Origin of the sequence: Nocardioides sp., assembly GCF_036267815.1 — a bacterium.
Lineage (GTDB): Bacteria > Actinomycetota > Actinomycetes > Propionibacteriales > Nocardioidaceae > Nocardioides.
Genome location: NZ_DATAVI010000035.1, coordinates 99,656 through 112,737, shown reverse-complemented (window position 1 = coordinate 112,737; position 13,082 = coordinate 99,656). Strand labels below are relative to the sequence as shown.

The 13,082-nt window shown below is 71.7% G+C and carries 10 protein-coding genes; 7 read left to right on the top strand and 3 right to left on the bottom strand.

Annotated elements, in window-relative coordinates:
- Position 1 precedes the first annotated feature (1 nt).
- Positions 2 to 829, bottom strand: coding sequence for a M55 family metallopeptidase (locus tag VHW64_RS05860; protein ID WP_329649580.1), 828 nt, complete (start codon positions 827 to 829; stop codon positions 2 to 4).
- 114 nt (positions 830 to 943) lie between these two features.
- Between VHW64_RS05860 and VHW64_RS05855 the strand changes: the two genes are divergently transcribed.
- Positions 944 to 3,103: a HelD family protein gene (locus VHW64_RS05855; protein ID WP_414690454.1), complete on the top strand. Its 2,160-nt coding sequence runs from the start codon at positions 944 to 946 to the stop codon at positions 3,101 to 3,103.
- Between the two features lie 113 nt (positions 3,104 to 3,216).
- On the opposite strand, the gene VHW64_RS05850 is transcribed toward VHW64_RS05855, so the two are convergent.
- A complete protein-coding gene (locus VHW64_RS05850) occupies positions 3,217 to 4,662 on the bottom strand; it encodes an MFS transporter (protein WP_329649578.1) in 1,446 nt (481 codons plus the stop codon).
- Positions 4,663 to 4,775: 113 nt separating this feature from the next.
- On the opposite strand from VHW64_RS05850, the gene VHW64_RS05845 reads away from it, so the two are divergent.
- Positions 4,776 to 5,204, top strand: coding sequence for a MarR family winged helix-turn-helix transcriptional regulator (locus VHW64_RS05845; RefSeq protein WP_329649577.1), 429 nt, complete (start codon positions 4,776 to 4,778; stop codon positions 5,202 to 5,204).
- Positions 5,205 to 5,358: 154 nt separating this feature from the next.
- Here VHW64_RS05845 and VHW64_RS05840 read toward each other — a convergent pair whose 3' ends face one another.
- On the bottom strand, positions 5,359 to 6,450 hold the full coding sequence (locus VHW64_RS05840; RefSeq protein ID WP_329649576.1) for an AAA family ATPase: 1,092 nt from the start codon (positions 6,448 to 6,450) through the stop codon (positions 5,359 to 5,361).
- 119 nt (positions 6,451 to 6,569) lie between these two features.
- Here VHW64_RS05840 and VHW64_RS05835 point away from each other — a divergent pair, with 119 nt between their 5' ends.
- The 5 genes from VHW64_RS05835 to VHW64_RS05815 all read left to right on the top strand — a co-directional run bounded on the left by VHW64_RS05835 (position 6,570) and on the right by VHW64_RS05815 (position 13,024).
- Positions 6,570 to 8,546, top strand: coding sequence for an anthranilate synthase family protein (locus VHW64_RS05835; protein ID WP_329649575.1), 1,977 nt, complete (start codon positions 6,570 to 6,572; stop codon positions 8,544 to 8,546).
- Between the two features lie 147 nt (positions 8,547 to 8,693).
- Positions 8,694 to 9,056 (top strand): hypothetical protein, encoded by a 363-nt coding sequence (locus VHW64_RS05830; protein WP_329649574.1) that lies wholly within the window; start codon positions 8,694 to 8,696, stop codon positions 9,054 to 9,056.
- Positions 9,053 to 10,975 carry an amino acid transporter gene (locus VHW64_RS05825; protein ID WP_329649573.1) on the top strand — a complete coding sequence of 641 codons (1,923 nt, stop codon included), beginning with the start codon at positions 9,053 to 9,055 and terminating at the stop codon, positions 10,973 to 10,975. Before VHW64_RS05830 ends, VHW64_RS05825 begins: the two co-directional genes overlap by 4 nt.
- 49 nt (positions 10,976 to 11,024) lie before the next feature.
- Positions 11,025 to 12,362: a sensor histidine kinase gene (locus VHW64_RS05820; protein WP_329649572.1), complete on the top strand. Its 1,338-nt coding sequence runs from the start codon at positions 11,025 to 11,027 to the stop codon at positions 12,360 to 12,362.
- The gene (locus VHW64_RS05815) at positions 12,359 to 13,024 is read left to right on the top strand and encodes a response regulator transcription factor (protein WP_329649571.1); all 666 of its coding nucleotides are present in this window, start codon (positions 12,359 to 12,361) and stop codon (positions 13,022 to 13,024) included. The genes VHW64_RS05820 and VHW64_RS05815 overlap by 4 nt, the downstream gene beginning before the upstream one ends.
- The last annotated feature ends 58 nt before the right edge of the window (positions 13,025 to 13,082 follow it).

Here is a 13,082-nt window from a genome sequence, read left to right as displayed (position 1 = left end):
GTCAGTGCGTCTCGACCAGGCTGCGGGTCAGGAAGACGAGCGTCATGAAGGTGCGGAACGCCGAGAGCGGGTCGTCGTCGGTGAACGACACCGTCCGCGAGCCGACGCGCGCGACGCCGCGGAGCCAGGTCGCCTGCTCCGCCATGTCGGAGGAGAGCAGGTCGACCTCGAGCGTCGCGGGCAGCGAGATCGCGGGCGGCGTGAGGGCTTCGACGCCGCGCAGAGCCGAGGTCACTCCCGCGCGGATCCGGTCTCGCGAGACCTCGGGGTGCAGGTGCTCGGCGGCGTAGCGGCTCACGGAGCGCTTCACCTCGATCGCCGTGATGTCCGGGCAGAACGGCGAGGCCTCGGGCCCGACGTACTGGTCGCCGGTGATCACGGCGACGGGGACACCGTGGTGCTGCGCGACGAGGGCGTTGATGCCCGCCTCGCCGGTGCCGACGCCGTTGATCCGGACGTCGCCGATGGCGCGCGGGTTGTAGGTGTGGGAGAGGACGCCGGGCGTCGGCATCGCGGCGTGGTAGCCCAGCAGCACTGCCGCGTCGTACGACGGGTCGAGGCCCTCCATCATGTACAGCGGCTTGAAGCGTCCCGAGAGGTAGGCCGCGTGGCCGGCCAGCCCGGCGGGCGGGAGGTTGCGCATCAGCGAGTGGCTGTCGTTGACCAGGATCTCGGTGGCACCGGCCGCCACGGCGCCGTCGATGGCGGCGTTCACCTCGCCCAGCACGAGCTCGCGGCCCGACGCGTAGTCGTCGCCGCCGGCGATGCACTGCTCCCAGTCGCAGATGCCGGCCACGCCCTCGGCGTCCACCGAGATGTAGACCTTCACAGCCGCAGCCTGACACAGGGACAGGTCGCGCATCCGCGGGGAGCGGGCGATACGATAGTCAACTTGCTTGCTGCTGGTGGCGCCGTCCGTTCCGGGCGGCCGGGTTCGAGGGGAATGCGTTCGTTGGCAGACGAGGTGCTGGCCGCTGAGCTCGCCGCTGAGCAGGTCTTCGTCGACCGGGTCTACGTCCAGCTCGAGAGGTCGGCGCGCAACGCGCGGGCGCTGGCCCGGGAGGGCCACGGCCGAGGCGCCCTCGGGCACGAGGGCGGGCTCGTCGAGCGCGACGCCATGGTCTTCCAGGCCGCGCGCCGGATCGCTCAGCTCGACGCCGCGCACGAGGGGCTCGTCTTCGGTCGCCTCGACCTCCACGACCGGGTCGACGCGGATCCGCGCTACATCGGCCGGATCGGGCTGCGCGACGACAGCCGCGACTCCCTGCTGATCGACTGGCGGGCGCCGGCCGCCGCGGTGTTCTACCAGGCGACCGCTGCCGAGCCCCACGACGTCGTACGCCGTCGGGTGCTGCGCTGCGCCGGCCCGACGGTCGTCGGCGTCGAGGACGAGCTGCTCGACGCCGAGGCCGAGACCGACCTGCCGATCGTCGGCGAGGGCGCGCTGATGGCGCAGCTCTCGCGAGCCCGCGACCGCTCGATGCACTCCATCGTGGCCACGATCCAGGCCGAGCAGGACCGCGCGATCCGTGCGCCCGGCAAGGGCGTGGTCACGATCAGCGGCGGTCCGGGGACCGGCAAGACGGTCGTCGCGCTGCACCGCGCCGCGTACCTCCTCTACAACGACCGGCGGCGCTACGAGACCGGCGGAGTCCTGGTCGTGGGCCCCTCGGGCGTGTTCATGCGCTACATCGAGCGGGTACTGCCCTCGCTCGGTGAGACTGCGGTCGCGCTGCGGTCGCTCGGCGAGGTCGTCAGCGGGCTGCGGGCCACGCGGCACGACTCCCCGGCGGTCGCTGCCCTCAAGGGCTCGGCCCGGATGGCGGAGCTGATGCGACGTACGGCGCGCCAGCAGGCGCCGGGGTCGGCCAAGGAGTTCCGGGTGTTCTGGCGCGACGACGTCATCCATCTCGACCGTGGCGTCCTCGGCAGGCTGCGGCGACAGCTGATGGGCCAGGGCCAGCGCAACCGGCAGCTGCCGCGGGTCGCCTCGGCGCTGCTGGACGCGATGTGGCGTCAGGTGCGCGGCGAGCGCGGGCGCGAGCGAGGGCGCGAGGCGTTCGACGACGACATGCTCTCCTCGCAGGCGTTCCTCGACTTCGCCCTGTCGTGGTGGCCGCCGCTGTCGGCGCCGGAGGTGCTGGCGTGGCTTCGCGACCCGGAGTTCGCCACGCGCGTCGGCGAGGGCGTGCTCAGTGCCGACGAGCTCCGCCTGCTCGTCGACTCCTGGCAGTCCACCGGGCTCGCCGTCGAGGACGTTCCGCTCGTCGACGAGCTGCGCTACGCCCTGGGCGACGTCCCCGACCGCGCTCGCGAGGAGGACCACGAGCTCGACGACTTCCTCGGCGGTGACCTCCAGGAGCTCACGACCGCGGCCGAGCGCGAGTACGGCTCGTCGGCGCCGTGGCAGCCGCCGACCCACCGGATCGAGGACGACGGCTATGCCCACGTCCTGGTCGACGAGGCCCAGGACCTCACCCCCATGCAGTGGCGGATGGTGGGCCGCCGCGGACGCGCCGCGACGTGGACCATCGTCGGCGACGCCGCGCAGTCGTCGTGGCCCGTCCCGGCGGAGTCGGCGTCGGCTCGTGCGGCTGCGATCGAGGGCAAGGAGCTGCACGAGTTCCACCTGTCGACCAACTACCGCAACTCCGCGGAGATCTACGAGTACGCCGCGGCGTACGCCGAGCGGGTCGGGCTCGGCGCCGACCTGCCGACCGCCGTTCGCTCGACCGGTGTCTCGCCCCGCGAGGTGGCGACGCAGGGTGGGCTGTCGCAGACCGTGCGGCGTGAGCTCGCCGAGATCGCCGCCGAGGTCGGCGGCACGATCGGGGTCGTCGTCCCGGCCGCCCGGCGCGCCGAGGTCTCGGGCTGGCTGGCCTCGTGGCCGGAGTACGCCGCCGATGCTCCTCATGCCGCCGACCCGGGCACCGCGGGTGAGGACCGGATCGTCGTCCTGACGGGCATCGACACCAAGGGGCTGGAGTTCGACGGCATCGTCGTCGTCGCCCCGGACGCGATCGAGGCCGAGTCCCCGACCGGCCGCGCCACCCTCTACGTCGCCCTCACCCGCGCCACCCAGCTCCTCACCCTGATCGGTTGAGTGGCGCGTTCCGACCCGTTGAGTGGCGCGTTCCGACCTGTTGAGTGGCGCATTCCGACCCGTTAAGGTGCGGGCTCGCCGTAAGAACGGCTCAAGGGCTCAGAGCTCGTCGCTCAACGGGGGGCGAGCTCGAGCTCGCGCTCGACCGCCTCCTGGTGGGCGTGGACCTGGTCGCGCGACGGCAGCAGCAGGCTGGCCAGGGCGGCCAACGCGTAGCCGCAGGCCGCCACCCAGCACGCCGCCATCAGGCCCGAGCGCAGTGAGGCCGCGTCGTACGACGTGCCGACGTCGGTGAAGAACACCGTGCCGGCGATCGCGATCCCCAGAGCCGCGCCGACCTGTTGCACGGTGCCATAGGCGCCGGACGCCGCTCCGGCCTCGGCGCTGGGCACCGTGGCCAGCGCGACGTCGACCAGGGGGACGACGAGCAGGCCGAGCCCGATCCCGCTCACGACGAGCGCGGGCACGAGGTCCCACGTCGTGAGGCCGTCGCCCTGGCCGTGGATGGTCGCGAGGACCCACACGGTGGCCGCTGACTGCAACGCTGCGCCGGTCGCCATCACGACCTTGCCGAGCCTCATGCCCAGGGGCACCGAGATCCCGGTGCCGACGAAGGCACCCAGGCTGAACGGCAGGAGGGTCAGCCCGGCGTGGATCGCCGACCAGCCGAGCCCCGTCTGGACGTAGATCGTCAGGACGAGCGCGAACCCCGCGAGCGAGCCTTGGAACGCGCCCTGCGTGACCAGACCGGCCGAGAACCCGCGGTCGCCGAACAGCCGCATCGGCAGCAGCGCCGAGCCGGTCCTCTGCTCACGATGTCGCTGCTGGGCCACGAACGCCGCGAGCAGCACCAGGCCCCCGGCGCCGACCGCCCAGACCCACGCCGCCCAGTCCTGGTCGCGACCTTCGACCAGTGCGTAGACCACGCCCAGCAGGCCGGCCGTCGCCAGCAGCAGCCCGAGGGGATCCAGCCGGAGCGGGTGCTCGGACCGGGTGTCGGGCACGAACCGCAGCGCGAGCGCGACGAGGGCGGCACCGATCGGCAGGTTGATCAGGAAGATGCTGCGCCAGCCGATCCCGAAGGCGTTGCTGCTGACCAGCCAGCCGCCGAGCACCGGTCCGATCACCGCCGACATCCCCGACACCGCGCCGATGACCCCGAGCATCGCGGCCCGCTCCCGCGCGTCGTACAGCGCCTGGAGGGACGACAGCACCTGCGGCACCATCATCGCCGCGAAGCCGCCCTGGACGACCCGCGCCAGCAGGAGTACGCCGATGGACGGCGCGATGCAGGCCAGGGCCGAGCCGAGCGTGAAGCCGACGACACCGGCCACGAACAGCCGGCGCCGCCCGAAGATGTCGCCGAGGCGCCCCCCGGTGATCATCAGGACCGCGAAGGCCAGCAGGTAGCCGCCGACGGTCCACTCGAGCTGGGCGCCGCTGGCGCCGAGGTCGTCACGGATGGACGGGAGCGCGACGTTGACGATCGTCGCGTCCAGCAGGTCCATGAACGACGCGAAGATGAGCACGCCCATGGCGAGCCCCCGCTTGTGGAGCATCTCGTTCTCCTGGTTCGGGTTTCGGGTAGTCTTTGGGAGTCAGAGATCCCGTTCTGGGATATCTCTGATTCGGAATAGTTCCGATGCGGAGAGAATAGCGAGGGCTGTCTGCGTTGTCCACCCGGAAGCAGCTCGGCACCCAGATCGCCTACGTCATGCAGGAGGTGATCGCCTCCGCGGTGCTGACCAACGAGCGCATCGCGCGCACCGTCGGCCTCAACGTCGTGGACTTCCAGACGTTCGGCGTGCTGCTGCGCACCGGGCCGATGACGCCGGGGCAGGTCGCCGCGGCCACGGAGCTGCCGTCCAGCACGACCACCCGCGTCCTGGACCGGCTCGAGGGCAAGGGGATGGTCAGGCGCGAGGCCGACCCGTCAGACCGGCGCAAGGTGTGGGTGCACGCCGTCCCGCTCGACGACGACCGCGTCAACTCGGCCTACGCCGAGATCGTGGGCCAGCTCGACCAGGCTCACGCCACCTTCACCGTCGCCGAGCTGGAGACCGTGCTGCGCTACCTGGACACCATCAAGAACGTGCGCTGAGTGGCCGGGCCACCACGAGCGAGACCACGGCGGCGCCCCGGAGTCTGCCCGCGATCTCGCGACGCGAGGGGGCGAGCGGATGAGCGCTCAGCGACATCCGAGCAGGGTGCCGTACCTCACCCCGGTCGACCATTCTCCGAGAGGGGCAGGGGTCTCACCCGTCCAACCCCCGCAGCGTGTCGCCGAGATAGGGGATCGCGAACTCCAGCCGGCCGCGACCGGCCGGCTCGACGACGCCGGCGGCGATCAGCCTGCGCCGGTAGGTGTTGACGTACTGCGCGTCGCGGCCGAGCCGCTCGGCGACGTCGCCGACCCTGGACGCGCCCGAGTCCTCGGCCATCGCGCGCAGGAACTGCCGGTCCACGTCGGACAGGAACCTCAGGGCCGGTTCGTGGAGCAGCTCACCGAGCCGGGTCCGGGACTGGGCGACGGCACGGTCCACGGCGGCCGCTCCGATGTCGTCGGCATCGGTGCTCCGCCAGATCTGGTGACCGATGAGCTGCACCAGGAAGGGGTAGCCCTCGGTGGCCCGCGCGGCGCGCCGGCACGCGTCGACGTCGATGGTCCGGCCGTTGTCGGCGAACGTCTCCACGAACGCGTCCTCGACGTCCTGGAGGTCGAGTGCCCCGAGCACGTGCCGGTCGGCCCGGCGTAGGAACGTCAGCACGTCGTCGTTGAGCAGGGACGAGATCGCATACGGCAGGCCCGCCATGCAGAGAGCGAACTCGCGGTCGTCGCGGACCAGGTGCTGGCTGAGCACGGCCAGCTCGCGCAGCTCGGGGACCTGTCCGGCGTGGATCTCGTCGACGGTCAGGAGCAGACCGCTGTCGCGTCGTCCGAGCAGGTCCGACAGGTGCTCGACGGTCTCGCGGAGATCGGCCGGCTCCGGCGCGGGGCGCTGGAGCTCGATCCCGGCGCCGCCGGGCAGGCGGACTCCGGTGATGCGTCCCTTCGCGGGCGGCTCCTCCGCGCTCAGGAGCCGTGCGGCGCCCCGGAGGATGCGGCCGGCCAGCCCTGGCGTGGCGGTCTCGCTGAGGTGGAGCCAGCCGGCTCGGTCGAAGACCGCCTCGACCTCGTTGAGCATCACCGTCTTGCCGACTCCGCGGGGGCCGGTGAAGAGCGTCGTCCGACCCGGCGCCCCCGGGCCGTCGGCGATCGCGTCGCGCACGTCGTCGAGGTGACGCTGGCGGCCGATCAGCTCCGGCGGCGACGAGCCGGGGCTCGGCTTGAACGGGTTGGCGCTCATCGAGGCCCTTCTTGCTAGTCCTTCTCATTTCTTCTCATTCATTATCATTGCTTGCCAACGCCAGCCAACCCCTGGCACGGCAGGCTGGTCGTGTCCCGGCCACAGTAGATTCGGGCGGCATGACCGCAGACCTCCCTGATCGAGGGTTCGATCGAGGGCCAGATCGAGGCTCAGATCGAGGGTCAGATCGAGCGCAGAGCGCCCGGGACGCCATCGCCGCGCTCCAGGGGCACGAGGCGTGGGCGATCATCCGGCGCTCGACGCGAGCGGGCGACCGCGACACGGTCGGCCTGGTCGGCGGTCGCCGGCACGTCGTGGAGTCCCTGCTCGACATCCCCCTCGAGACGGGCGTCCCGGAGCACGGGCTGATCGCCGACCGGCTGGTCGCCGTCCCGTTCCGGCAGGTCCGCGAGCGTGGCCTGGAGGCCCACGACGACGGCACCCCGCTGGTGGTCGTCGACGTCGAGACCGAGCTGGAGTTCACCGTCGCCGACGTGCTCGCCGCGATCGACGACGACGCCGTCGAGCTGGCCGACCGCGGTGGCTTCGACATCGACGACACGGCGTACGCCGAGCTGGTCGAGACGATCATCCGCGACGAGATCGGGCAGGGCGAGGGAGCCAATCTCGTCGTCGGTCGTCAGTATCACGCCCAGGTCGCCGACTGGGACGCCGGCAGGGCGCTGACCGTGTTCCGTCGCCTACTCGAACGCGAGCGCGGCGCGTACTGGACGTTCGTGTTCTTCACCGGCGACCGGTACCTCATCGGAGCAAGCCCGGAGCGGCATGTCTCCGTGCACGGCGAGGACGTCCGGATGAACCCGATCAGCGGGACGTTCCGCCTCGGCGTTGACGACGTCCGCCGCGGCCTGCTGGAGTTCCTGCGCGACGAGAAGGAGATCTACGAGCTCTTCATGGTCGTCGACGAGGAGCTGAAGATGATGTGCGACGTGTGCGACAAGGGCGGGCAGGTGCTCGGTCCGTTCCTGAAGCCGATGAGCCGGCTGGTGCACACCGAGTACTTCCTGGCCGGCCGCACGAGCCGCGACCCGCGCGAGGTGCTGCGCGACACGATGTACGCCGCAACCGTCACCGGGAGCCCGCTCCAGAACGCCTGCCGCCTGATCAAGAAGTACGAGTCGCACGGGCGCGCGTACTACGGTGCCGCGCTGGCGATCCTGGGTCGCGACGCCGAGGGCGCGACCGTCGTCGACAGCCCGATCCTCATCCGGACCGCCGATGTCGGGCTGGACGGGCGGCTGACCATCACCGCGGGTGCGACGCTCGTGCGCGACTCCGAGCCGACGTCCGAGGTCGCCGAGACGCACGCGAAGGCGGCCGGCATCCTGTCGGCCTTCGGTCTCGTGGATGCCGCGCCCAGTCCCGGCGTCGACGTCGCCGAGCTGGTGAACGACGAGGACGTCCTGCTCGAGCTGTTCGCCCGCAACCGCCGCCTCTCGTCGTTCTGGCTCACCGACCAGTCGGGGGCGCGGCCCGACCCCGCACTCGCGGGCAAGCGCGTGGTCATCCTCGACGGCGAGGACGACTTCGTGAACATGCTCCGCCACGTGCTGGGCGTCGCCGGGATGACGAGCACCGTCGTCACGCACCCGGCGTACGCCGACGGGGCCCTGGACGACGCGGACCTGGTGATCGTGGGTCCCGGCCCAGGGGACCCACGTGACGACGCCGATCCCAAGATCGCGACGTTCCGGCGCGCCGTCGACCGGCTGCTGGCCGGCGACCAGCCGTTCCTCGCGGTCTGCCTGGGTCATCAGGTGCTGTGCGACCGGCTCGGAATCCCCTTGGCCTACAAGGACATCGTCTTCCAAGGCACCCAGGACGAGGTCGTGATCGACGGCCACCCCGAGCGCGTGGGGTTCTACAACACGTTCGTCGGGCGCGTCGCCGCCGACCACCAGCTGCCGCCGGGGGTGTCGGTCGACGCCGACCCCGGCTCGGGCGACGTCCACCTCGTCCGCGGCCCCCACTTCCGCGGCATCCAGTTCCACGCCGAGTCGATCCTGAGCCAGCACGGGGCAGACCTCGTCCACCGCCTCGCCACCGATCTCCTCGCCCAGCCCGAGACACGCTGACTCGGCGCAAACGCGCGCCCAAAGCACGCCGACTCGGCGAATAAGTACGCCCAAAGCACGCCGACTCGGCAGGTGCCGACTCGGTGAGGGCGTCAGGAAGGCGTCAAGACCCGTGGGTACGCCGAGCGGGGCACGCAAGGTGGGACCGTGAGCATCCACGCCTCGGCGCGCCGGGACACGTTCCCCCCGGTGTCCGGCATCCCCTGGGCAGAGCTCGCCGGCGTGCGGGTCGGGATCGTGCTGTGGGGCGGCCTGGCCGTCCTCGACCTGGCCCGCATCGCCGCGGTCTCGTCGTACGCCGCCGGAGCGGTGATGGTGCTGCTGGTCACCGCGGCGTCGGTGGGCGCCGCGACCCGGGCAGGTCTGGGCGCCGCCGGCACGGGCTGGCTCCTGATCGACGGCTTCGTCGAGCACCGGGCCGGCGTCCTCGGCTGGGACGGCCGGCACGATCTCGCCCTGCTCGTCGGGATGACCGCCCTGGCTCTGCTCGCGACCCGGGCACGTCGATGACTGCGTCGACCAACACCGCCGTCCCGCTGACCCGGCGGGCCAAGGCATGGTTGGTCACCGAGGGCGAGCTCGGTCACGACCATGCCGGCAAGCCTTGGTGGAAGGTGATGTGCCTGACCGGCGTCGACTACTTCTCGACGCTGGGCTACCAGCCCGGCATCGCTGCCCTGGCAGCGGGCCTGCTCTCCCCGATCGCCACGCTCGTGCTCGTCGCACTCACCCTGTTCGGTGCCCTTCCCGTCTACCGCCGCGTCGCGGAGGAGAGCCCCCACGGCGAGGGCTCGATCGCCATGCTGGAGCGGCTGCTGAGCTTCTGGAAGGGAAAGCTCTTCGTCCTGGCGCTGCTCGGCTTCGCCGCGACGGACTTCATCATCACGATGACGCTGTCGGCGGCCGACGCGAGCGCCCACCTGATCGAGAACCCGAGTCTGCACCCCTATCTGGCAGGCCACCAGGTCGCGATCACCCTGGTCCTGCTTGCTCTGCTGGGCGCGGTCTTCTTGCGCGGGTTCACCGAAGCCATCGGGGTGGCCGTCGCTCTGGTCGTGAGCTACCTCGGGCTGAACGTCATCGTGATCGGCGTGGCCTTCTGGCACATCGCGCAGGCCCCGGCCCTCGTCCCGGACTGGAAGCACGGACTGGTGGCGGCGCATGGCAACCCGTTGGCCATGGTGGGAGTCTCGCTGATCGTGTTCCCCAAGCTCGCGCTCGGCATGTCCGGCTTCGAGACCGGCGTTGCGGTGATGCCCCATGTCTCGGGCGACGCCGGCGACACGGAGGCGCGCCCCACGGGTCGCATCCGGGGCACGCGCCGGCTCCTGACGACCGCTGCTGTGCTGATGAGCGCCTTCCTGGTGACCAGCGCGTTCGCCACCACCCTGTTGATCCCGGCTGCCCAGTTCAAGGCCGGCGGTCACGCCAACGGGCGTGCCCTGGCCTACCTGGCGCACCTGTACCTCGGCAACGGCTTCGGGACGGTGTACGACGCCTCGACGATCGCGATCCTGTGGTTCGCCGGGGCCTCTGCGATGGCCGGGATGCTGAACCTCATCCCTCGGTACCTTCCCCGATACGGGATGTCTCCGGAGTGGGCCGGTGCGGTCCGCCCGCTCGTGCTGATCCTCACCCTCGCTGCTTTCGTGATCACCTGGATCTTCCATGCGAGCGTGGACGGCCAGGGTGGTGCGTACGCCACCGGTGTCCTGGTCCTGTTCACCAGCGCCGCCACCGCGGTGACCCTGGCTGCTCGGCGCGCCGGGCAGCGATACCGCTCGGTCGGGTTCGCGGTGATCGCCCTCGTGTTGGCCTACACCACCGTCAGCAACGTCGTTGAGCGTCCGGACGGCGTGAAGATCGGTGCCTGCTTCATCGCTGCGATCGTGCTGGTCTCGCTCCTGTCCAGGATCAAGCGCGTCTTCGAGCTGCGTGCGACCGAGATCGACTTCGACGCCACCAGCCGGGTGTTCCTGCGCGACTGCGCGCGCCGGACCATCCGCCTGGTGGCCCACAAGACGGAGGACCGCGATGCCGACGAGTACGTCGCCAAGGTGCGGCAGCTGCGCCGCGACCACGACCTGCCGTCGGACCCCGACGTCGTCTTCGTCGAGGTGACGGTCGTCGATGCCAGCGACTTCGAGGGCCAGCTCCACGTGCGCGGCGAGGTCCTGCACCACCGCTATCGGGTGATGAGCGTCAACGCGTCGTCAGTGCCCAACGCGCTGGCGGCGCTGGCCCTGCGCATCCGCGACGACGCCGGCGTGATCCCGCACGTGTACTTCGAGTGGACCGAGGGGAACCCGGTCCAGCAGCTGCTCCGGTTCCTGCTCTTCGGCTCCGGCGAGGTCGCGCCGGTCACCCGCGAGGTGTTGCGTCGGGCCGAGCCCGACCCGGCCCGTCGCCCGCACGTCCACGTGGGGTGAGGTGTCCGCGCAGGTCCTCGACCCGGCCCTGATCGGGGACACTGGGGCCGTGCAGAGTCCGGAAGCGGGTCGGTTGAGCCGTCGGCGACTGGTCCTCGGCTGGGCCGGTGTCGTCCTCGGGCTCCCGCTGCTGACCGAGGCGCTGGCGCGGCTGGCGTCCGGGTCGTCGCGCAGCTCCCTCGCCACGATGCTCTACCTCAGCCTCGCCGTCCTGATCGCCCTGGTCGGTGGCCGGTGGCCGGGCCTCGCGGCCGCCGTGCTGGGTGCACTGCTGCTGAACTTCTACCTCCTGCCGCCCCTGCACACCTTCGACGTCGCCTCGGGGGACGACCTCTTCGCCCTGCTGGTCTTCGCCGTCACCGCGATCGCCGTCGCGGCGGTCGTCGACGCGGCGGCGCGCGGACGGGCAGAGGCGCGGGCGGCCGGCCGGGAGGCGGGGACGCTCGCCATGCTCAACCGGCAGGTGCTCGGCGGGGAGTACGACGTGCCCCGGCTGCTGGACCTGGCACGCCGTACGTTCGGCGCCGACGACGCGGAGCTGGTCGCGCAGGAGCCCGGCGCACAGCCGGGTGCCGTCGTGGTGCCGGCCGGTGCCGGCGGCTGGCTCGTGTTCTCAGGCGCCGAGCTCGGCCCCCGTGAGCGCTCGGTCGCCGCCGCGTTCGCATCGCACGTCGGGGTCCTGCGCGAACGCGAGGAGCTGGCCCGGCAGTCGATGGCGGCCGAGCAGCTCGAGGCAGGGAACCGCACGAGGACGGCGCTGCTGGCCGCCGTCTCGCACGACCTCCGCACCCCGCTGGCGGGCCTACGATCGGCGGCCGAGACCTTGCGGGTCCACGACCAGCGGCTCGACGTCGCCGAGCGCCGCGAGCTGCTCGCGGCGATGGAGTCGTCGATCTCACGACTCACCCTCATGGTCAGCGACCTGCTCGACATGAGCCGGCTCGAGACGGGCGCGGTGGTGCCGATCGCGGGCGACGTCCCGCTCGGAGAGGTCGTCCGCCGTTCGCTGGTCGGACTCGAGGACGCCGGCAGGGTCGAGATCGGCGACCTGCCCACGGCGTACGTCGACGCCGGGCTGCTGGAGCGGATCGTGGCGAACCTGGTCGGCAACGCCCTGCGCTACAGCGAGGTCGTCGAGGTGGTCGGCGAGACCCGCGGTTCGCGAGTGCGGCTGTGCGTCGTCGACCACGGCCCCGGCGTCGAGGTCGCCGACCGGGCCCGGATCTTCGAGCCGTTCCAGCGCCGCGGCGACTCCGGGAGCGGGGTGGGCCTGGGTCTGGCGGTCGCGCGCGGCCTCACCGAGGCGCAGGGCGGGACCCTGGAGGCGACCGAGACGCCGGAGGGCGGGCTGACGATGGCCCTCGACCTGCCCGGAGCCGGATCGTGAGGATCCTCCTGGTCGACGACGACACGACTCTGCGTCGCACTCTGGGCATCGGACTGCACGCGGCCGGCCACGACGTGCTGATCGCGGCCGACGGACGCTCGGCGCTCCAGGCCCTGCGCGAGGACAAGCCCGACCTGGTCGTCCTCGACCTCGGGCTGCCGGACATCGGCGGCGTCGAGGTCCTGCGCCGGCTGCGGGCGTGGAGCACGGTGCCGGTGGTCGTCCTGTCCGCGCGGGCCGAGTCCGGCGAGAAGGTCCTGGCTCTCGACCTGGGTGCCGACGACTACGTCACCAAGCCGTTCGGGATGGACGAGCTGCTCGCGCGGATCCGTGCGGCGGGACGTCGCGCCGGCTCCGACGTGCCGGTGCTCGAGGCCGGTGACCTCGTCATCGACCTGCCCGCGCGGCGCGTCACCAAGGGCGGCGCGGTGGTGCGGCTGACGCCGACGGAGTGGGGACTGCTGGAGATGCTGGTCCGCACCCCGGGGCGGTTGGTCAGCCAGCGCGAGCTGCTGCACGAGGTCTGGGGTCCGGCGTACGGGAGGGAGACGAACTACCTGCGCGTCTACGTCGGGGGACTGCGCAAGAAGCTCGAGGACGAGCCCGCGCGGCCCCGGCACCTGATCACCGAGCCCGGCATGGGCTACCGCTTCGAGCCCTAGCTCTTCTTGGCCTCGCACTCAGTCGAATCCCCCGCTTACGCGGGGGAGTTGACACTTA

What these genes read in the sequence shown, in the direction of transcription:
- VHW64_RS05850 (WP_329649578.1), bottom strand. Translation starts at nt 4,662, where the DNA reads ATGCTCCACAAGCGGGGGCTCGCCATGGGCGTGCTCATCTTCGCGTCG.
- VHW64_RS05825 (WP_329649573.1), top strand. Translation starts at nt 9,053, where the DNA reads ATGACTGCGTCGACCAACACCGCCGTCCCGCTGACCCGGCGGGCCAAG.
- VHW64_RS05835 (WP_329649575.1), top strand. Translation starts at nt 6,570, where the DNA reads ATGACCGCAGACCTCCCTGATCGAGGGTTCGATCGAGGGCCAGATCGA.
- VHW64_RS05855 (WP_414690454.1), top strand. Translation starts at nt 944, where the DNA reads ATGCGTTCGTTGGCAGACGAGGTGCTGGCCGCTGAGCTCGCCGCTGAG.
- VHW64_RS05840 (WP_329649576.1), bottom strand. Translation starts at nt 6,450, where the DNA reads ATGAGCGCCAACCCGTTCAAGCCGAGCCCCGGCTCGTCGCCGCCGGAG.